This window comes from Nocardia brasiliensis IFM 10847, from assembly GCF_000710915.1.
In the GTDB taxonomy this organism is placed as follows: Bacteria; Actinomycetota; Actinomycetes; order Mycobacteriales; family Mycobacteriaceae; genus Nocardia; species Nocardia brasiliensis_A.
The window spans coordinates 1-19,490 of the sequence record NZ_BAUA01000168.1 but is presented as its reverse complement, the minus strand read 5'-3'; the positions used below and the strand labels follow the sequence as shown (position 1 = coordinate 19,490).

20 protein-coding genes are annotated in these 19,490 nt (G+C 69.2%); 7 read left to right on the top strand and 13 right to left on the bottom strand.

Annotated elements, in window-relative coordinates:
* Positions 1 to 87: 87 nt before the first annotated feature.
* Together NBRGI_RS32750 and NBRGI_RS32745 are read left to right on the top strand one after the other, a co-directional pair.
* Complete coding sequence (locus tag NBRGI_RS32750; protein ID WP_029901053.1) at positions 88 to 681, top strand: helix-turn-helix domain-containing protein; 594 nt, start codon at positions 88 to 90, stop codon at positions 679 to 681.
* Between the two features lie 164 nt (positions 682 to 845).
* A complete protein-coding gene (locus tag NBRGI_RS32745) occupies positions 846 to 1,586 on the top strand; it encodes an AAA family ATPase (protein WP_029901052.1) in 741 nt (246 codons plus the stop codon).
* Between the two features lie 12 nt (positions 1,587 to 1,598).
* On the opposite strand, the gene NBRGI_RS32740 is transcribed toward NBRGI_RS32745, so the two are convergent.
* The gene (locus NBRGI_RS32740) at positions 1,599 to 2,555 is read right to left on the bottom strand and encodes a diacylglycerol kinase (RefSeq protein WP_029901051.1); all 957 of its coding nucleotides are present in this window, start codon (positions 2,553 to 2,555) and stop codon (positions 1,599 to 1,601) included.
* Positions 2,552 to 4,129: an FAD-binding oxidoreductase gene (locus tag NBRGI_RS32735; RefSeq protein WP_029901050.1), complete on the bottom strand. Its 1,578-nt coding sequence runs from the start codon at positions 4,127 to 4,129 to the stop codon at positions 2,552 to 2,554. Before NBRGI_RS32735 ends, NBRGI_RS32740 begins: the two co-directional genes overlap by 4 nt.
* A 98-nt stretch (positions 4,130 to 4,227) precedes the next feature.
* On the opposite strand from NBRGI_RS32735, the gene NBRGI_RS32730 reads away from it, so the two are divergent.
* Entirely contained in the window at positions 4,228 to 4,875 is a 648-nt protein-coding gene (locus tag NBRGI_RS32730) for a TetR/AcrR family transcriptional regulator (RefSeq protein WP_370627880.1), read from the top strand.
* Between the two features lie 76 nt (positions 4,876 to 4,951).
* Positions 4,952 to 6,502, top strand: coding sequence for a glycerol-3-phosphate dehydrogenase/oxidase (locus NBRGI_RS32725; RefSeq protein WP_029901048.1), 1,551 nt, complete (start codon positions 4,952 to 4,954; stop codon positions 6,500 to 6,502).
* A gap of 232 nt (positions 6,503 to 6,734) precedes the next feature.
* On the opposite strand, the gene NBRGI_RS32720 is transcribed toward NBRGI_RS32725, so the two are convergent.
* From NBRGI_RS32720 to NBRGI_RS32705, 4 genes are all read right to left on the bottom strand, one after another.
* Positions 6,735 to 7,919, bottom strand: a complete 1,185-nt coding sequence (locus tag NBRGI_RS32720) for an NAD(P)/FAD-dependent oxidoreductase (RefSeq protein WP_029901047.1) — start codon at positions 7,917 to 7,919, stop codon at positions 6,735 to 6,737.
* 81 nt (positions 7,920 to 8,000) lie between these two features.
* Positions 8,001 to 8,945, bottom strand: coding sequence for an RNA polymerase sigma-70 factor (locus tag NBRGI_RS32715; protein WP_029901046.1), 945 nt, complete (start codon positions 8,943 to 8,945; stop codon positions 8,001 to 8,003).
* Between the two features lie 95 nt (positions 8,946 to 9,040).
* The gene (locus NBRGI_RS32710) at positions 9,041 to 9,586 is read right to left on the bottom strand and encodes a GNAT family N-acetyltransferase (RefSeq protein ID WP_226887033.1); all 546 of its coding nucleotides are present in this window, start codon (positions 9,584 to 9,586) and stop codon (positions 9,041 to 9,043) included.
* Positions 9,587 to 9,593: 7 nt separating this feature from the next.
* Complete coding sequence (locus NBRGI_RS32705) at positions 9,594 to 10,274, bottom strand: TetR/AcrR family transcriptional regulator (protein WP_029901044.1); 681 nt, start codon at positions 10,272 to 10,274, stop codon at positions 9,594 to 9,596.
* A gap of 146 nt (positions 10,275 to 10,420) precedes the next feature.
* On the opposite strand from NBRGI_RS32705, the gene NBRGI_RS32700 reads away from it, so the two are divergent.
* Positions 10,421 to 11,257 (top strand): SDR family oxidoreductase, encoded by an 837-nt coding sequence (locus NBRGI_RS32700; RefSeq protein ID WP_029901043.1) that lies wholly within the window; start codon positions 10,421 to 10,423, stop codon positions 11,255 to 11,257.
* 280 nt (positions 11,258 to 11,537) lie between these two features.
* On the opposite strand, the gene NBRGI_RS48295 is transcribed toward NBRGI_RS32700, so the two are convergent.
* Entirely contained in the window at positions 11,538 to 12,131 is a 594-nt protein-coding gene (locus tag NBRGI_RS48295; protein ID WP_158439956.1) for a hypothetical protein, read from the bottom strand.
* A gap of 176 nt (positions 12,132 to 12,307) precedes the next feature.
* Positions 12,308 to 12,934: a hypothetical protein gene (locus NBRGI_RS48290; protein WP_158439954.1), complete on the bottom strand. Its 627-nt coding sequence runs from the start codon at positions 12,932 to 12,934 to the stop codon at positions 12,308 to 12,310.
* Between the two features lie 412 nt (positions 12,935 to 13,346).
* Between NBRGI_RS48290 and NBRGI_RS48285 the strand changes: the two genes are divergently transcribed.
* Positions 13,347 to 13,715, top strand: coding sequence for an FHA domain-containing protein (locus tag NBRGI_RS48285; protein WP_158439952.1), 369 nt, complete (start codon positions 13,347 to 13,349; stop codon positions 13,713 to 13,715).
* A gap of 112 nt (positions 13,716 to 13,827) precedes the next feature.
* On the opposite strand, the gene NBRGI_RS32690 is transcribed toward NBRGI_RS48285, so the two are convergent.
* Entirely contained in the window at positions 13,828 to 15,030 is a 1,203-nt protein-coding gene (locus NBRGI_RS32690; RefSeq protein ID WP_029901041.1) for a cytochrome P450, read from the bottom strand.
* Positions 15,031 to 15,244: 214 nt separating this feature from the next.
* Here NBRGI_RS32690 and NBRGI_RS32685 point away from each other — a divergent pair, with 214 nt between their 5' ends.
* The gene (locus tag NBRGI_RS32685; RefSeq protein WP_029901040.1) at positions 15,245 to 15,940 is read left to right on the top strand and encodes a helix-turn-helix domain-containing protein; all 696 of its coding nucleotides are present in this window, start codon (positions 15,245 to 15,247) and stop codon (positions 15,938 to 15,940) included.
* Positions 15,941 to 15,953: 13 nt separating this feature from the next.
* On the opposite strand, the gene NBRGI_RS32680 is transcribed toward NBRGI_RS32685, so the two are convergent.
* The 4 genes from NBRGI_RS32680 to NBRGI_RS45620 all read right to left on the bottom strand — a co-directional run bounded on the left by NBRGI_RS32680 (position 15,954) and on the right by NBRGI_RS45620 (position 19,276).
* Positions 15,954 to 16,727: a hypothetical protein gene (locus tag NBRGI_RS32680; RefSeq protein WP_036561774.1), complete on the bottom strand. Its 774-nt coding sequence runs from the start codon at positions 16,725 to 16,727 to the stop codon at positions 15,954 to 15,956.
* Between the two features lie 127 nt (positions 16,728 to 16,854).
* Positions 16,855 to 18,090, bottom strand: a complete 1,236-nt coding sequence (locus NBRGI_RS32675) for a serine/threonine-protein kinase (protein ID WP_051728210.1) — start codon at positions 18,088 to 18,090, stop codon at positions 16,855 to 16,857.
* The gene (locus NBRGI_RS32670; RefSeq protein WP_051728209.1) at positions 18,087 to 18,932 is read right to left on the bottom strand and encodes a hypothetical protein; all 846 of its coding nucleotides are present in this window, start codon (positions 18,930 to 18,932) and stop codon (positions 18,087 to 18,089) included. Before NBRGI_RS32670 ends, NBRGI_RS32675 begins: the two co-directional genes overlap by 4 nt.
* Entirely contained in the window at positions 18,929 to 19,276 is a 348-nt protein-coding gene (locus NBRGI_RS45620) for a hypothetical protein (protein ID WP_148311032.1), read from the bottom strand. Before NBRGI_RS45620 ends, NBRGI_RS32670 begins: the two co-directional genes overlap by 4 nt.
* Between the last annotated feature and the right edge of the window lie 214 nt (positions 19,277 to 19,490).

Here is a 19,490-nt window from a genome sequence, read left to right as displayed (position 1 = left end):
GATCACCTCCGCCGTCAGCGTGCCGTTGCGCGTCCCGTTCCGGCAACTAATATTGCCAATTCCGGGAAATCGAGGTGCACTGGAGTGATGGAGAACCAGCCGACCATCGCCGCGACGCTCGCCGACATCGGTCCCCGGCTCAAAGCGGCGCGCACCCATCGCAAAGTCACCTTGACCGCCTTGGCCGAGACGACCGGGATCTCCAAGAGCACACTGTCGCGGCTGGAATCCGGCCAGCGCCGCGCCAGCCTCGAACTGCTGCTGCCGATCGCGCAGGCCTTGCAGGTTCCGCTCGACGAACTCGTCGCCGCCCCCAGAACCGCCGATCCGCGGGTGCACGCTCCCGCGCGGAAGATCAACGGTATCACCGTCTTTCCGCTCACCCGTCAGCCCGGACCGTTGCAGGCCTTCAAGATGGTGCTGCCCGCCGATCGCACCGAACCGGAGGTGCGGGTGCACGAGGGCTACGAGTGGCTCTATGTCCTGTCCGGCCAGTTGCGGATGATCCTCGGCGAGCACGATGTCGTGCTCGGGCCCGGTGAAGCCGCCGAATTCGATACCCGCCAACCGCATTGGTTCGGCAGCACCGGCCGCGGTCCGGTGGAATTGCTCAGTCTCTTCGGCAGTCAGGGCGAGCGGATGCACCTGCGAGCCCGGCCCCGGCGGGGGCGCGCGGATTGATCACAATTCGACGGTGTCCGTATTGTCCGTTCTTGCCAGATCGGCTCGAGATGCGGACGCTGGAGGGTGTGAACGCATCCGGTAGTCGCCTTCAGGGGAATCTCAGTGAAAAACCAGGGTATTCCCCGTTGCGGCGCCGAAGACGATTAGGGACGCTGGAAGAGGTGAAGCCCCCGCTCGACACGTACGCCGACGAAGCCGTGCTCCCGCTCCCCGCAGCCGCGCTACCCGCCGAGGCCGACTGGCCGCCCGCGGACCTGCTCGCCGCAGAAGTGGTGCCGCCCGTCTTCGCCCCCGACGCAGTGCACGACCTGCGGGGTCGTTCCATCGATGAATTGCAGTACCCCGCAACCGCCGCCCTGGTCGTCGCGGGTTTGCCGGGCGCGGGCAAAAGCACCGTGCTGCGCCGCTTCTTCGGGACCGACATCGACGCCGAGCAGCCGTCCGGCGGACCGGAAGGTTCGGTGGTGCTCGATTCGCTACAGGTCCGCAATCGGTTGCGGCACCGGCTCGGTTGGCTGCCCTACACGCTGTGGCGACCGGTGGTGCACGTTGCGCATTTCGCCGGAATCCATGCGGCACTGCGTGATACGGACGGCCCGGTGGTGATCCACGACTGCGCCACCGTCGGGTGGGCGCGACGGGTGATCTCGTTCTGGGCCGCCGGATACGGCCGCGAACTACACGTGATCCTGCTCGACGTGCCCGCCGCCGTGGCCAAGGCCGGTCAGCAGGCGCGGGGACGGCGATCCAACCGAATGACCTTCGTGCTGCACTGCTTTCGCTGGCGTCAGCTGATGGAGCGGCTGCGCTCCGGGCAGACCATGCGGCCCGCCCCGGAATCGCTGGTGATCGTCGACCGGCGCAACATCGACCAGATGCGCCGAGTCACCTTCGCCGCGTAGCGGATTACGCGCTCACGGCACCAGCACGGTGAGCGCGCCACGCACAGCGCGCACTGTGATCGGCAGCGCGCCCGCCGGCTCGCCGTCGGCCGTGGCCGGGGTATCGGGCGCGCTGAGCGCGATCTCCGCAGCGCGGTACTGGGTGACCTTCGGGTGGATCTGCCGCTTGCCCGCCGAAAGGGCGGGCAGCAGCCGCAGCATCTCGCGGCGCGACAGCGCGCCGACGACCGTCAGATCGAGCAGCCCGTCGTCCATTTCCGCGTCCGGGCAGATCAGCATGCCGCCGCCGTAGGTGCGGGTGTTGCCGATCGCGACCATCACCGCGTCGATCTCGAGGTTCGAGCCGCCGCCGGGGTTGGTCAGTCCGTCGGTGACCGCGCCGGTCAACGCCACCCGGTAGGGCACGGGGAACAGGCGCGAGATCTCGGCGAGTGCCGCCACGGTGTAGCGCATACGGCCTTTCGGCCAGCTCATCCGGTTCGCGCGCAGGCTGACCCTGGCGTCGAACCCGGTGCCGGACACAGTGGCGAACCAGGTCGGCGCCGAACCCGGTACCGGCACGTCGATCCGGCCGAGGTCGATGGCGCGCGCACGCCCGTCGAGCACGACATCGGCCGCGGCCACCGGATCCTCGGTCGGGATGCCGAGCTCTCTGGCGAGATCGTTGCCGGTACCCGCCGGGATCATGCCGAGTGGCACGCCCGATTCGGCGACGGCCGCGAGGATCACGTTGACCAGACCGTCGCCGCCGATGCAGACCACCGCGTCCGGGCGGCTCCGTTCGATCGAATCCCGAACCTGCCGTACCGATTCAGCGGCCGACGGCGCCCGCACCTCGGTGATCTCGACGCCGCGCGCACGCAGCCGCGCCAGGGCCGCATCCGCGACGTCGTGGCCCTTGCCGTGCCCGGACCGCGGATTGGTCACCACGGTGACCGAACGCCCGCTGCGGGATGAATCCTGTGTCACGGAACCAGCTTTCCAGGATTGAGGATGCCCGCGGGATCCAGTTCGGCCTTCACCGCGCGCAGCACGCGAACCCCGAGATCGCCGATCTCGGCGGGCAGCCAAGGCCGATGATCGGTGCCGACCGCGTGGTGATGGGTGATGGTGCCGCCCGCGGCCACGATCGCGTCGCCGACGGCCTGTTTCGCGTTGTGCCACTGAGCGATCGGATCGTCGAGTTGCTTGGCGACGATGGTGAAGTACAGCGAGGCGCCCGTCGGGTAGGTGTGCGAGATATGGCACATGACCAGCGGCGGGGTGCCCTGACCGGCGAGCGAGTCGGTGAGCGCCGCGGTGACCTTCGCCTTGAGCACCGGCACGTTCGACCAGATCGTCGCGGTCTCCAGGGTTTCGCACAGCACGCCGACATCGAGCAGCGCGTCACGCATGTACGGCGCGCCGAAGCGGCCGTGTTCCCATTCCCGGGCCGGAGTTTCGCCGAGATCGGTGCCACCCGCCGCAGCCAGCAACGCACCTGCCTCGGCACTGCGCGCCGCGACGTGCGCCGCGCTGCCTTCGAACGTGGTGATGGCCAGGCAGCCGGTGACGGCATTGCCGCCGATATCGCCCGCGCGCGCGAGGTTTATGCCGGTTTCGGCCTCGTCGGACAGGCGCAGCACGGTCGGCGCCGCCCCCGCCTGCACCACCGAACGCAGTGCGGCGGTGCCGGTTTCGAAGTCGGGGAAAGACCACGCCTGGTACGCAACTGTTTCCGGCACCGGGTGCACCCGCACCGTCACCTCGGTGATCACGCCGAGCGCACCTTCGGAACCGACGAACAGCTCACGCAGATCCGGGCCCGCCGCAGACGCCGGCGCGCGGCCGAGTTCCACTGTGCCGCTGGGGGTCGCGATCTTCAGTCGCTGCACCATGTCGTCGAAGCGGCCGTACCCCGCGGACGCCTGGCCGGACGACCGGGTCGCCGCGAAACCGCCGATGGTGGCGAACTCGAAGCTCTGCGGAAAGTGGCCGAGCGAAAGCCCTTGTGCGGCAAGCAATTGCTCCGTACGCGGGCCGGTGAGACCGGCGCCCAGGGTCACCAGGCCGCTGATCGGGTCGACGTCGGTGACGGTATCGAGCCTGCGCAGGTCCAGCGCGATCACGGCGTCGAAACGACCGCGGACCGGGTCGACGCCGCCGACCACGCTGGTTCCGCCGCCGAACGGCACCACGGCGATCCGCCGCTCGGCGCAGTAGGCCAGCACGGCCAGGACCTGCGTGTGGTCGGTGGGGGCGACAATGGCGTCGGGCGCGTCCTGCGGCTCCGCGGCTCGACGGCGCAACAGGTCGAAGGTGCTCTTGCCGCCGGCGTGCCGCAACCGGTCGCGGTGGTCGGCCGACACGTTGTCCGCGCCGACCACCCCGGCCAACCCGTCTCGCTGGTCCGGCGTGAGCGCCGACTCGCGGAGCAGCACATCGCCCTCATCGCGGCGCGCCACCGGGTCGCCGGACACTCCGAACACCTGCGTCAAGAGGTTCCGGATCGGTGCCGACAGCGGCTTGTGTCCGGCGGGAATGCCCCAGGCATCCCAGACCATACCCGCCGCGGCCTCGGTTACGCCCGAGTTCTGCGCGGGAGTCCGTTCCTCGCCGGTGTGCTTCTGCGTCTCGACCATGCGTTACAGTTTGACATAGAATGTCAAGTAGTAACGATGAGCCGCCGACCCGAGGTGACACCTTGACCGCTCCGGACGAGTCCGCCGACACCGCACCCTCCGCGATCGACCTCGCGATCTTCGAGGCCGCGCGCCGCTGTGTGGAGGAATTCGGCGTGCGACGCACCACCCTCACCGAGGTGGCCCGGCGGGCCGGAGTCAGCAGGCCGACCGTCTACCGCCGGTGGCCGGATACCGGTGCGCTGGTAGCCGAGCTGCTGGTGCGCGAATTGCGCGCGATCGTCACCCACACCATGCCGCGCGCGGGCACCGGGCGCGCCCGGTTGGTCGAGGGCATCGTCGCCGGCGCCGCGACGGTGCGCTCGAACTCGTTGTTCGGCAAGATCTTCCGCACCGACACCGATCTGATGCTCACCTACGTGTTCGGCCGGCTGGGCCGCAACCAGCGTGCGCTGATCGAGCTGTTCGCGGCCGGGATCCGAGAAGGCCAGCAGGACGGCTCGATTCGCGCAGGCGATCCCGAACACCTGGCCACCATGCTCCTGCTGATCGCACAGTCCGCAGTCCAATCCGCGGGCACCGTCGCGCCGGTGCTGCGTGGCGCGGAACTCGACGCCGAACTGCGCCACGCGATCGACGGCTATCTCGTTCCGGGTGCGTCCCGGTGAACACGGTTCGGGTATTGCCGCAGACGACTGCCGGGCCTCGCGCAGGCGACGCCATCGATATCGGAAAGGTAGTGCGATGACCAGGAATTCGGTGGTCAACGGAGATTCGGCGCTCAACGCGGACCGGCGCACCCGCGAGCTGCGACAGCTCGGCGACGGTGCGCAGATCGATCTGCTGATCATCGGCGGCGGGGTCACCGGTGCGGGCGCGGCGCTGGACGCGGCCGCGCGCGGACTGCGCACGGTGCTGGTCGAGCGTCACGATCTCGCGTTCGGCACCAGCCGCTGGAGTTCCAAGCTCGTGCACGGCGGGTTGCGTTACCTCGCCAGCGGGCAGGTCGGCATCGCGCACGAGAGCGCCGTCGAGCGCGGCATCCTGATCCGCACCACCGCACCACATCTCGTGCGACCGCTCCCCCAGCTCGTCCCGCTGCTGCCCGGTATCGGCGCGGCGCAGAGCGCGCTCGTCCGAGCCGGTTTCGTGGCGGGTGATCTGTTGCGTCGCGGCGCGGGCACCCCCGCGGCGATCCTGCCCCGGTCCCGCCGGGTCGCGGCGGCCGAGGCGTTGCGGCTCGCGCCGACGGTCCGGCGCGCGGGTTTGCGCGGCGGGCTACAAGCCTGGGACGGACAGCTCGTCGACGATGCCCGCCTGGTGGTCGCGCTGGCGCGCACCGCGGCCGCGCAGGGTGCGAGCGTGCTGACGCGCGTGGAAGCCCTTGATGTGACCGGTAATTCGGCGACCCTGCGGGACACCCTCAGCGGTGCGAGCCTGACCGTCCGGGCCCGCGCGGTGGTGAACGCTACCGGCGTCTGGGCCGACGAGGTCGACCCGAGCATCGAGCTGCGCCCGAGCCGCGGCACCCATCTGGTGTTCGACGCCGCCGCATTCGGGGGCCTCACCGCGTCGCTGACCGTGCCGGTGCCCGGCAGTACCAGCCGATTCGTCTTCGCCTTCCCCGCCGCGCACGGCCGGGTGTACCTCGGCCTGACCGATGAGGACGCGCCCGGCCCGGTGCCCGACGAACCGAAACCCACCGAGACCGAGATCGACTTCCTGCTCGACACGATCAACACCGCGTTGCGGGAACCGTTGACGCGGGCGGATATCCGGGGCAGCTACGCCGGCCTGCGCCCACTGTTGAAAACCGCCGACGACAGCACGGCCGACATCTCCCGCAAGCACGCGGTATTGACCTCGCCGAACGGTGTCATCACCATCGTCGGCGGCAAACTGACCACCTACCGCCGCATGGCCGAGGACGCCGTCGACGCCGCGGTTTCACACGCCGCGCTGACCGCCGGACCCTGCCGCACCCGGCGACTTCCGTTGGTGGGCGCGGTATCCGGCGCGGAGCGCGATCGCATCGACGCGCCGCCCATCCTGATCGATCGCTATGGCAGCGAGGCCGCAACCATTCTCGCTGCCGCGCAGTCCAACCCGGCCCTCGCTGACCCGGTGGCCCCCGGAATCGACGTCACCGCTGCCGAATTCGCCTTCGCGGTCACCCACGAGGGCGCTCTCACCTCTGACGACCTGCTGGACCGTCGCACCCGCATAGGCCTCGTACCCGCCGACCGTACAGCCGCCACACCTGCCGCCGTCGCGGCCCTGGCCCCCGCCACCTGACAGTCCACCAGTACTGCACGCACCCGCCGGGTCGCACCCGTTCTGCGTGGCCGCACGCGCTATCGCAGGCCACAGCGCGTGCGCGAACACAGAACCCGTGCGGGAACCGTCCCACGGCAGTCGCGGGCGGGAGCCACTACGTGACGCGGCCACCGGCCGGGACGCCGCAGCCGATGAGGTGACCTCGTCGGCTGCGACGTCTGGACATCCGCACCGCCCCATCGGTTTCGGCTCACGCGGTGTGGACGGGGGTTTCCACCTCGCCGCCGACGACATGCCGGCGACGGGTGGGCAGCATCATCGTCGGATGCGAGATGCCCCAGGCGGTGCTCGCGCAGATCAGTTCCTTGATGCGGGCGCCGATCCGGCCGGTGAGGACGGTGGAGGTGACCTCGTCGGCGGGTGTCACGCGCTGGACGATCGCGTCGCGACGACCGAGGCTGACGCACTGCAACGCGTACCCGATCGTGGTCTGCGGCACCTTGCGTCCGGTCAACCGCGCGGCGATGACGTCGGCGGCCAGCCACGCCATGGGAGTGGCTGTGGCGCAAGCCATTCGCAGCGGCTTGCCGCCCACTCCGGCGGCGATCGCGGCGTCACCGACCGCGTACACGTCGGGGTGCGAGACCGAGCGCATGGTGCCGTCGACGACGATCCGCCCGGTATCGGACACCTCCAGCGTGGTAGCGGCCGCGATCGGGTGCACGGTGAAACCGGCGGTCCACACGGTCACTTCGGCCGGAAGTTCCCCGGCGGCGGTGATCACTGCGTTCGCTTCGACCCGCGCGACGTCGGCGTTTTCGTGCACGGTGATGCCGAGCCGGTCGAACACCCGACCCAGGTGCCGCTGCGCCTTCTCGCTGAGCCAGTCGCCGACACCGCCACGGGCGGCGATCGCCACGGCCAGTTCGGGATACGCCTCCGCGATCTCGGTGGCCGCTTCGATACCCGTCAGACCACCGCCGACGATCAACACCGACGCACCGGGCGCCAGCTCGGCCAACCGTGCCCGCAGCCGCGCCGCCGCCCGCTTCCCCGCGATGTCGTGAGCATGCTCAGCGACTCCGGGGACGCCGTGATCGGTGGTGGTGCTCCCGAGCGCGTACACGAGGGTGTCGTAACCGAGGGTGTCGTCGCCGTGCTCGCCGACCAGCTCGACGGTCTTGCGGTCGACGTCCACCGCGGTCACCCAGGCGGTCCGAATCTGCACACCGGTACCCGCGAAGACCGCTCGCAACGGCCGTGACGGCAGGTCCTGTCCGCTCGCGAACTGGTGCAAGCGGATCCGCTCGACGAATTCGGTGTCGGCGTTGACCAAGGTGATCTCGACGTCGTCACCGTGCAGCCGCTTGGCGAGGCGGCCTGCGGTGTTGGCTCCGGCGTATCCGGCTCCGAGGACGACAATGCGATGCTTCATGGCTCGCTCCTATCTGGGTTGTGCTCACCTCCTGAACCGGACAGCCGCACAATCCCTGACAGGTAGCGAATGAGAGCTGCGTCACCACGTCCAGTCGAGCGGCTGCGGCTGTTCGCTCGCCGTCCACTGCCGCGTCAGGTAGGTCAGCTTCTCCGGGTTGACCTGAATATGGATTCGCTCGACGCCCTCGGGGGTCGCATCGAGGCAGAAAACGCCGATCACCTGCGCGTCGACCTGCACGAGCAGCGCGGGCGCACCGTTGGCGACGACGGCATAGAAGGCGGGAGTACCGCCGATCATCTCGCGTTTGCCCTCGGTCCGCCGGAACAGCCCACGCAGGTAGCGGGCGATCTGCAGCGCACCCAGCACCGGGGTCTTCCTGGCATGCACCCGGCCGCCGCCGTCGGCCACGCTGACCGCGTCGTCGGTGAGCAGCCGGATCAGCGAGTCGGTGTCGCCGCTGAGCGCGGCGGCGAGGAATTCCTCGACGACCTTGCGTGCCGCGACCGCATCGATCTCGGCGCGGGCCCGCTCATCGCCGAGATGCTGTTTGGCACGTCGATAGATCTGCTGACAGTTCGCTTCGGTGAGGTCGAGCAACTCGGCGATCTCGCGATGGGCGTACCCGAAGGCCTCGCGCAGTACGTACACGACCCGTTCGTTGGGCGAGAGCCGCTCCATCAGCGTGAGCATCGCCATCGAGACGGACTCGCGCTGCTCGGCGGTGTCGGCCGGACCCAGGATCCGGTCACCGGCCAGCACGGGCTCCGGAAGCCACTGTCCCACATAGGTTTCCCGGCGCGCCCTGGCCGAGGTCAGCTGGTTCAAGCAGATGTTGGTGAGCACCTTCGTCAACCAGGCCACGGGCGTCTCGATCAGCGACCGGTCCGCCGCGTGCCAGCGCAGGTACACGTCCTGCACCGCGTCCTCGGCATCACCGGCCGACCCGAGGAGCCGGTAGGCGATCGCCTCCAGGCGGCCCCGATAGCCCTCGAACAGATCGGCTTCTTGCACGCTGAGCGACATGCCCCCATGGTCGGCTATGCACGCCGGGCGCGTCCACCCGCCCCAGCCTGGCCGATCCGCCGATTTGCCCACGAAGACCGCAGGTCAGCGACAGCTCAACTGCCCGATGTGGTTTCGTCGAACGACCAGGCGTCGAGGTCCGCGCGCATGCAGGCCCGGGGCCAGTCGTCCAGGCCGTGCGCGGCTTCCGCGTCGCGGATCGCGTGCAGGCCGGGCGTCTGCTCCTCGTCGGGGAGGTAGCGGAACCCGATCCGCTCGTAGTAAGGCCCGTTCCAGGCCACCTCGGTGAACGTGGTGAGCGTCATCGCCTGTGTCCCTCGGGCTTTCGCCCAGCGGACGGCGTGGTCGATCAACTGTTTGCCGATCCGCCTGCCGCGATGATCGGGGTGCACCGAGACCTGGTCGATGTGCACGTCGCCGTCGACCAGCTCAGCCATCAGATAGCCGATCGGCGGATCGGCGCCGTCGGTCCACACCCAGACGCGCCCGGCCTGCTGGGCCTCGCGCAGTATCTCCAGTGCGGGCGGGTCGTCCTCCGCGACAGCGGTCATCCCGATTTCGGCGAACGGTTTTCCCGCCGCGATCTCGATTTGCTGAAGGGCAGGCAGGTCATCCTCGGTCGCCGGACGGATCACAGACACGCACCCATTATCGGGTCAAGGTGACCGGTGTGCCGAGAATGCCGTCGATGAGCACCCGAAGTGCCCACTGTGCGCGGGCGTCACCGTCGCCGGAGGTCAAGGATTCGCGCATCGACACGACCATCGGATAGCGCTCGGCGGGCAGCGCGGCATAGCGCGCGGTGACCTCCGCGATGTGCTGCTCGGCGCGCATGCCCTTGGTGTTGTAGGCGCTCTGTTCGGCGGCGGCCGCGGTCATGTAGAGGAACAGCAGGTCCACGGCCCAGGAGTTGGTCTGCTCGGCCACGCCGCCCTCGGCGAGCAGCGCGAGCATGCGGTCGACCAGCACCAATGCGTTCTCACCGGTGGGGATCGAGCCGAGCGCGACCAGCGCGACCCCCTCGTGCCTGCTCATCACCGCGATCGCCGATTGCACCAGCGCCACGAGCCGTTCGCGCCAGGTACCGCCGACCGGTTGCTCGATCATGCCGAGCACGTGATCGAGCATGGCCGCCATCAGGTCGTCGCGATTGGCGACGTAGACGTACAGCGAAGCCGCACCGGTGTCGAGATCCTGGGCGACCCGGCGCATGGTCAGCGCGGCGAGGCCGTCCTGGTCCAGGATGCGCAGCCCGGTCTCGATGATCACCGCACGGCTCAGCGGCGCCTTGGCCGGGCGCGCTCGACGGCTCACAGGCGCTTCGTTCATAGGGCGAGCATACGGCATCACGAACAGTGTTTGACACGAACGCCGTTCGTCTCCTATCGTTTCGCTCGAACGAACAACGTTCGTCAGCCGTTTCGCTCGGATCCGCCGTTGCGCCGATCGCGAGCGCTACTCACCAAGGACTTCCCATGTTTCTCATCACCGGCGGCCGCGGCGCGGTCGGCACCCATCTGCTGGATCTGCTGCGCGCCGACGGCCATTCCGTCCGTGTGGGCTCGCGCCGACCCGACGAACTGGAGTTGCCCGCCGATGTCCCCGGCCTCGCCTGCGACCTGACCGACCCGAGCACGTTTTCCGCCGCACTGTCCGGCGTCGACGCGGTGTTCCTCTACGCCGAGCCCGCGGCGATCACCGAATTCGTCGCCGCCGCAACCGAAGCCGACGTCGAGCACATCGTGCTGCTCTCGTCGGCCTCGGTGCTCAGCCCCGACGCGGCGAACAATCCGATCGGAAAAGCACACCTGGACACCGAGAGCGGACTCGCCGACGCACCGATGACCGTCACCGTGTTACGCCCCGGCACCTTCGCGGGCAACGCGCGATTCTGGGCCGGACCGATCAAGGCCGGACAGCCCGTCAGCCTCCCCTACCCGAACGCCTACGCCGAGCCGATCCACGAACGCGATATCGCCGCCTGCGCTCACGCGGTGCTCACCGCGCCGAAACACCGTGGCGGCCAACACAGTTTGACCGGTCCCGAAGCGCTGACCTTCCGCGAACAACTCGATCGCGTCGCCTCGGTCATCGGCCGCCCCGTCCCGATCGCCGAAGTAACCCCCGACGAATGGAAGCAACAGATGGCACCCCATATGCCCGGTTTCGTCGCCGACGGCCTGCTCGAGCACTGGCGTAACCATGACGGCGTCCCGATTCCGCTCACCGACACCGTCACCACCCTCACCGGCCGGCCACCCCGCACCTTCACCACGTGGTTGCAGGAGCACGCCGAGGAATTCCAGAGCTGAAATAGATCGGTCCTGCGGGGCGGGGAGAGGCTGCCCATGTGCGGCAGTTGGCGTGTTCGGGAAGTGGGCGGGGTGGTTGCGGAGGAGATGGTGGCCACAGTGGGATGGGTGGGCGAATAGCCAGGGTGAATGGGTTGTCGCTGGTCGGGCGGTTGCGCGGGTGAGGTTCAGATGTGTACCGGGCGCGGCGGATTCGGCCGGGGACGATCGACCCGGGGAGTGGTGAGACGGCGGGAGTGCGGTGGTCCCGCACGGCTCGAGGCACCGGTTTGCCTCAGGTTCACGCTCTATGCTGGCTTCGAAAGTCGGTAGTGCGCCGGGAAGGAGGGCGCGGGTGCGCAGCAAACCGTCCACCGTTGGTATCGCGCCGGGCAACGGCCTGGTCGCGCGCTTCGGTGGCATTGTCGTCTACCTGTCGGGTGAAACCGCTTCCACCGAGCGAATTCTCGGCACGATCGAGGCGGTCGCGGAGTTCGACCGCCCCGGCGCGGCCCTGGCCCAGCGTCTCGCGGCCGTGGTTTTCGCCGGCACCGCCGAACCGCAACACTTCGGCGTGGTCGCCCCCGCCGACGACGGCACCCTCATCCTGCTGCGTGGGCCGGTGTTCGCCGAGATCAACGGCGCCGAAGGCACCCGGCGCCTCGACGGTACCCGCGCCTTCACCTGGGTCGACGAGATCGTCCGCGAACCGTTCCGCCGCATCACCCTCGGCGCGGCCGGCACCGTCGCCCTGAAAGCGTTGCCCCGCACCGACCTGCGCGCCGGCATCGCCCCCGGCGGTGGTTTCGTCCTGAATGCCGCACTCCGCCGCGCCACCAAAACCCCGCGCCGCCCCGCCGAAACCCCACCCCTCGCCGTAGACCTCACCGCCCACCGCGCTCGCACCGCACCCCAGGCCGCCCCGTCGACCAAAGCGCCAGAACACCCCGCCACCTCAGCTGATCCCCACACTCACGCCAACACGAACCGTCCGCGTGCCACGCCGACCAACGAACGCGGACACCCGACCACCTCGGATGCCCCCGACACCCGCGCCAACGGGAACCGATCTCACGCCATCCCGTCGAACAGCGCGCGCGAACGCACTGCCGCATCGGGTGTCTCCAAGGCACAACAACCGCACACCGCCAACTCGACCCCAGGCGATACGTCCCGCTCGTCGGCCCAATGCTCCACCGGCGCGGCGACGGAACATACGTCGGCGAATTCCGCATCGAAAAGCGCAGGCCGCCGCACCCCGACGGTCGAGCCGGAGTCGACCGCGGCTGCGGGTATCACTGCCGCCTCGGCGGCGGACGCGGCCGGGAAACACCCTGGCGCAGCCTCAGCTGAAGGCGCGTCTTCAGAGAACCCTGCTGCGGCAGTAGGTATTTCGGTGGACAGCCCACTCGAGCCGACGGCCGCTGCAGGCTTCGCCGCCGCCGAATCCGGTAGAGAGGCAGGTGGAGCCGGTTCGAAAGGGACAGCTGCGTCGAAGCAACAGTCGGCCTCGCGGGCGAAGAAGGCGAGCAGTCCCAGCGCGGGCGGCTCAGCCGCGCCACGGGCCACTGTTTCTACCGACGAGCTCGAGGCCACGGCCGCTTCGGGTTTCGGCGCGATGCCGGAGCCGACCGGCGAATCCGATGCAGTCGCGCCGTCTTCCGCCACGCGCTCAGCCACAGGCGGGAACGCCAACACGTTCCCAGCGAAAGCCGATCGATCAACGGCGGGCTCGTCATCGAACGCCGCTGCGACGCAGGGAACTTCGCCGGGCGCGGGCGCACCGTCCAAGAAAGCTGGTCGGTCGGCCGCAGCAGCAAGCGCTTCGGGCACGACACCCGGCGCATCGCACGCGACACCAGGCGCTTCGGCCGCGGCACCCGGCGCTCCAGGCGCGACACCGGGCGCTTCGGCCGCGACCCCCGGCACGCCCGGCGCTTCGGCCGCGTATCCGCGACGCCCGGGACGACCACTGCCACGCCCACGGCCGCCGATCGGGAGCAAGGCTGCGGCGGATCGACCGCTGGCCTGGTCGCAGGCACGGCAGCCGGGTGGTTGGCCGGAACCTGTTGCGCTGCATCGTCCTTCGGAGAACCGTGGCCTACGGGTGATGCGACCGGTGCTGGATCGGGCGGTCGGGGCGCTGATCCTGGAGAACGGCACCGCGTATCCGCTCGATCGTCCCTACGTGATCGGGCGCGGCCCCCAAGCCGACGACGCGGTGCGTGCCGCCACCGCCGCACCGATCGTGATCCAACGTGACCGTCACGTCTCGCGGGTGCACGCCTATGTCTCCGTCGATGACGGCAAGGTCTTCGTCCGCGACGCCACCGACACCTCCGGCACCTTCATCGCCCCACCCGGCACCGACCAGTGGACCCGAATCACCACCTCCCCCACCGAACTTCGCCCCGGCTGGAGCGTCCGCATCAGCGACCGCGTCCTCACCTACCGCCCCGACGACCGCCCGGCTTCCTGAGCGATTCCGCACCGCGCCCGTGGGACGCTTGATCACCAGGTAATGGTGGCGGAGCGCACTCGGGCGATGCCTGGTGATCGTGCGTCCGACTCGGACCTGGCCGTACATGCGCCTACCAGGTGACCGGGAGCTGTTGGACGCCATAGGTGCCGAGACCTTCGGGGCGCAGGGGGACCTCGTTCGGTGGGATCGCGAGGCGCAGAGTCGGGAAGCGCGACAACAGGGCAGGTAAGGCGATTCGGAGTTCGACTCGGGCCAGTTGCTGACCGAGGCACTGGTGGACACCGTGACCGAAACCCAGGTGACCGGTGGCATTGCGCCGCAGATCGAGGGAGTCGGGATCGGGGAAGCGCGCCGGGTCACGGTTGGCGGCTCGAGCCGAAACGGCAACTGTCTCACCGGCTTTGATCACCTGTCCGGAGACCTCGACGTCCGTCAGCGCCGAGCGGGTGAGCGTGTGCGCGAGGGTCAGGTATCGCATCAACTCTTCGACCGCACGTTCGGCGAGGCCGGGGTCGGCGCGCAACGCCGCCAATTGCTCGGGATGGCGCAGGAGCGCGAAAGTGCCGAGCGCCAGCATGTTCGCGGTGGTGTCGAATCCGCCGATCAGGAGCAGCACCGCGACGCCGGTGAGCTCGTCCTCGTCGAGGTCGGCGGCGGTCAGCTCGCTGAGCAGATCGTCGGTGGGTGCGTTGCGTTTGTCGGCGGCCAAGCATCGCATGTAGTGCCGCGCCTGCTCGAAAACGGCCAGCCCTTGCTCCAGGGGAATGTTCGGATCGTTCATCTTGGTGACGAGATCAGCCACCAGACGCTGGAACCGAGGCCGGTCGCGGTCCGGCACACCGAGCAGTTCGCAGATCACCAGCGCCGGAATCGGATACGCGAAAGCGGTCAGCAGATCCAGTGGGCCGCCGCTCGTTTCCATGGCGTCCAGGTACTCGGCGCTGACTTGCGCGACGTGCGCGGAGAGCAGTTGCATCCGTCGCACGGTGAACCTGCCGGCCAACAGCTTTCGATAGCGGGTGTGCTCGGGGGCGTCGAGGTTGAGGAAGTCGCCGGGCGGCGCCGGTGGCACCGGGCCGAGGTCCACGATCGGAGAGTGCGTGAGCTCTGCGCGCGCACTGAAGCGCGGATCGGCCAGGATGGCGCGCACGGTGGCGTATCCGGTGGCCAGCCAACCGTGGTGGCCGTCCGGAAACAGCATGCGGGTCAGCGGATTCCGGGCCCGAAGCGCGCCCAGCTCGGCGGGCGGATCGAAGGGGCAACCCGCAGGGCGGTCGGTGGGTATCGCGAAAACGGTGGTCAGCTCGGTCATCGATTTCCTTCTGGTGTGGGGAAGCAACGATGAACGGAACGTAGATAGTGTTCAGTAAATGCTCAACGGAGAACGCACGGAAACTCGCCATCAGCACAGGTAGAATCTTTTTCATCGATGCAATGACCGTGGCACCGAATGTGTCCGAACAGCCGAGCCGTGCAATGAGTTGGCGCTGAATGCACGCCAGTGCGACCGAAGGAGAACCGCACCGATGCCAGGAGGCAGGCTCACCCTGCACGAGCGGGAATGCATCGCGGATGGACTGTCTGCCGGACTCGGCTACGCCCAGATCGCCCGCCGGCTCGAACGACCGTCCTCGACCATCAGCCGGGAGGTGAACCGCAACGGTGGGCCCGGTCGTTATCGCGCCGAACGAGCACATCGGGCCACCGCGGCGCGCGCCCGACGCGGCAAGGCGCCGGTGGCCACGCAATCGGATTCGACCGCAGCGGAATTCACGGTCGACAGCGCGGCGGTACGCGAGTTCGCGACGCAGTTCACCGAGTTGTTCGTCTACGACGGGATGCCTCGGATGCAGGCGCGGGTGATGACCTGCCTGCACCTCACCGATTCCGGCAGTCTCACCGCCGCCGAGCTGGCGCGCTGGCTCGAAGTCAGCCCCGCGTCCATCTCCACCGCCGTCGCCGCCCTCGAGCAGCGGGATCTCATCCGCCGGGAACGTGACGCCCGCCGCCGCGACCGCTACTGCATCGACGATGAAACCTGGTACCGCACCACGCTCAACCTGGCCCGCGCGGCCGAGGTACGGGTCGAGACGGCGCGACGCGGTGCCCAAATACTGGGGGTGACAACAGGAGCTGGTGCCCGGTTGACCGAGATCAGCCGGTACCTCGACTATCTCGGCAAGCAGATGGTCCAGGTCGTCGAGCGCTGGCCTCGCCCGTGAGGTCCGCCGTTTGTCACGACACCCGACGCCGGGCGCGACGAAGATAGCGGCGGCGCTTGCCGATTCGGCGAGCCGCGACAGACACCGCAGCGCCCGCCGCAGCCGCCGTAACAGCGCAGCCTGCGGCGGTGAAGACGGTCGGCGGCACAGCGAGCAGGACCCATCTCGCGCCGAGCAACGCGACCGCGAGCAGCGCGGCGCTGACCACCAGTCCGAGGGTATTGGCGAATCCGCCACGGCCACTGCGCAAACGACGCATGTTGGATTCCAGGTAGGCGAGCGCGAAGAGTGCCAGCAGGACAACACACCCTGCGGTCACCGTAGTGGTCGAGCGTTGGGCGGTGCGGAGTTCGACACGCTGCGTGGCGATTTCCGCGCCGTTGCGCAGTAGCACCAACTCACCGGTCAGGGTGCCCGCCATGACGTGTTCGTCGACGGGCGCGGGAAGCGAAACATTCCGATCGCCCGGCGCGAAAGGCACGGTCTCCCCGCCGAGCGGCACCCCGAGCAACGTCACCTTCAAAGCGGCCGAATCGGCGTCGATACCGTTGGCCTGCAACGGAGTCGGCTTCGTCAAATCGATCTCCACCGGACCCGTGGCCGGATCCACGCCGCCGAGCAGCACCGCGCCAGGCGTGAGATCCCCACCGATCGACGGCCCGCTCCCCACCAGCCCCAGCACCACCGCCACCACCGCGAGCACCGAGCCGATCACGAGCGGCACCCGCGGCGAAGCGAGCGTGACCACCTGCTGGATCGGGCGCAGATCCCGCTGATCCAACTCCACCAACCGAGCCCCACGCGCCGGCGCCGCACCCCGCGGTCGCACTCGGGTCGTCGCCGCACCCGAAACTCGCTGCCCAGCAAGAGGCCCCGCCCCCGCCGGATACCCGGACCGAGACCCGACACCGGGCCTAACCCTGCCTGGCGGGGGGCAAGCCGCCCGGAGGACCAGCAACACGTGATCCCCCAGGAGCAGCCCCCGGCTCGAGTCCGGCAGGTCGATCCCGGCGCCCGGGCGGAGCAACCGCCCCTGATCCGGTACCGGATTTCGGGTGCCCGGCCGCTGCCGGATACCACTGAACAGTAGGCGGGGCGGTACCGCGTTGAGTCCGAGGTGGTGCGCTCGACGGCGGCGCGGGCTCCGCGTCCGACACCGGTGTAGGCGGGAGTGCCGAGCCGCTGCCGGGTGGGGGTGTGGCTCTGGGGTGGTAGGCGGAGTGGGGGCGGCTGCTGCCGGTCGCGGCGGCGACGATGGTGTCGGCGCCGATTACCGGGATGCCGACGGGGGCGAGCCAATTCTGACCCCAGCAGTCGACAGCCGGGCGGGCGAGGGCGATGCCGAAGGATTCGGCGGTGTCGAAACGCTGGGCGGGGTCGGTGGCGAGACCGCGCATCACCACGGCGGCAATGGGTTCCGGCACGTTGGGAGCGACCTCACCGAGCGGGATCGGCTCGTCGAAGGCGTGCGCGAACAGCATGGCCAGCGGCCCCTCCCCCGGCGGGAACGGCAGCACACCCGACAGGAGCTGGTAGAGCATCGTGGCCAGTGCGTACACGTCGGTGGCCGGTGAGAGTGGTTGTCCGCGAGCCTGTTCCGGCGCGATATAGGAAGGCGTGCCGATGATGTCGCCCGCTTTGGTCACCAAAGTCTCGTCACCGCCGACGATCTTGGCGATGCCGAAGTCGGTCAGTTTGATCGCGCCGCCCGCCGCGAACATCAGATTCGCCGGTTTGACGTCGCGATGCAGCACTCGATGCCGGTGCGCGGCCGACAATCCGGCCGCGCAGGACAGCGCGATCGCGACGGCGCTGGCGAAATCGTAACCGTCCGTGGCGAACCGCTCACCCACCGTGCCGCCCGGCAGGTACTCCATCACCAGCAGGCACAGCTCCTCGTGCTCCAGGTAGTCGAAAACCCGCACCACATGCGGATGGTCGATGGCGGCGAGCACCCTGGCCTCGGCGACGAACCGCCGCCGGACCCGTTCGTCGTGCACGAATTGTGCCGGAATCTGTTTGATCGCCACCGGTCTGCGCAGCCTGCGATGGGTTCCCGCGAGCACCACGCCGCACCCGCCCCGGCCGAGTTCGGCGCCGATGTCATAGGCGGGCAACGCCTCCCGCAGCCGGTCCCCCTGCTCGGTCACAGCCCGGGCCTGTCCGGTGGGAAGCGTTGCGTGTCCGCCTCCGCGAATTCGTCCCCCTCTGTGGTCTCGTCCGGCTCGTCGTCTGCTGCCTCCTCCGGTTCCGGAGTCGGTGACGCGTAGCCGAGCAGGAAGGCGACGGCGGCGGTGACACCGGCGAAGGCCAGCCACAGACTGGTGTCCGGCACCCACCACCGGGCCACCGACGCGGTGAACGCGAACACCAGCCCGATCCCGAGCCCCGGGGCGAGCAAACGCACCCCGCGCTGCCAGCGATTGGCCGAAAGCCGATGGCGCGCAACGGCCAGCGCCGCATCCGCGATCGCCAGTGCGGTGAGGATCGCGAGCGCGATCCCGAACAACCCGTAGACCGACCACAGCGAGCCGCGCACATCGGTGATCAACGGGATGGCCGCCACCTTCGCGCTGTCCGCGCCGTACACCGCGAGCTCGCCGCCGAGAAACCCGACTGCTTGCCCCGCCAGCCCGCGCAACTCGAGCCGATATCTCAGCGATTCGGCGCCGCCCGGCGGGATGGTCAATTCGACAGCGGTGGAATAGGAGAAGAAGCTCAGGCCGAGCACCTGCCCGGCCAGATCCACATGCCGGATCTCGACCGGCGCGCCGGTCTTGTTGGACAGTTCGATCGCGACCCGGACGGTGCTGCCCGGCTCGAGCCGCAACGGGTCATCGACGGAAGTGTCCGCGATATCGCGTCCGTCGAAATTGGCGGACATGTCGACGCCGTCCGGGCGCGCTGTCGCCGGAGCCACAGGCCCCCACAGCACCGTCAGCAGCAGCATCGGTCCCAGCACAGCTCCGATGCCGCGGTACAGACCGCTCATTCGCCCCTCCGCGCCGGTAGATGGGAAACCAGCCGATGGCCGTAATACCAACCGCCGAACAGGAGGAAGAACAGGATCACCGTCAAAGTGCCGGTGCCGGAACCGATGCTGCTGACCAGCACGACGTCCAGCGGAGCGGTCAGCGTGCGTCCGCATTTCGCCGTCACCTCATGCCTGCCCACCTCGACGGCACCGGTGGTCAACGGCACTTCGAACGCGCCGTCCGGCCCGGCGACAGTTTTGCCTACCGCCACATCCCCGATCGCGACCTGAACCGGAGCCTGCGGATCACAACCCTGCCCACTCGCCCGGACCCCGGCACCGGGACCGATCGCGGTCGGCATGAGCGCCAATGCGGGAGAAGGGAATTCACGCGGCAATGGTTGCGGTGCGGGCTCCGGCGGAAGCACACCGGGCACCCGCACCGGATTGCGCGGTGGTACAACAGCATCCGGCGGTCGCACCGGCGGTGGTGCCGGAACGTCCGGTGGCCTGGGATCACCCGGGACGGGCTCACTCGGCTCAGGATTACAAGAGCCGGGGCTGCCGGGTCTGGGG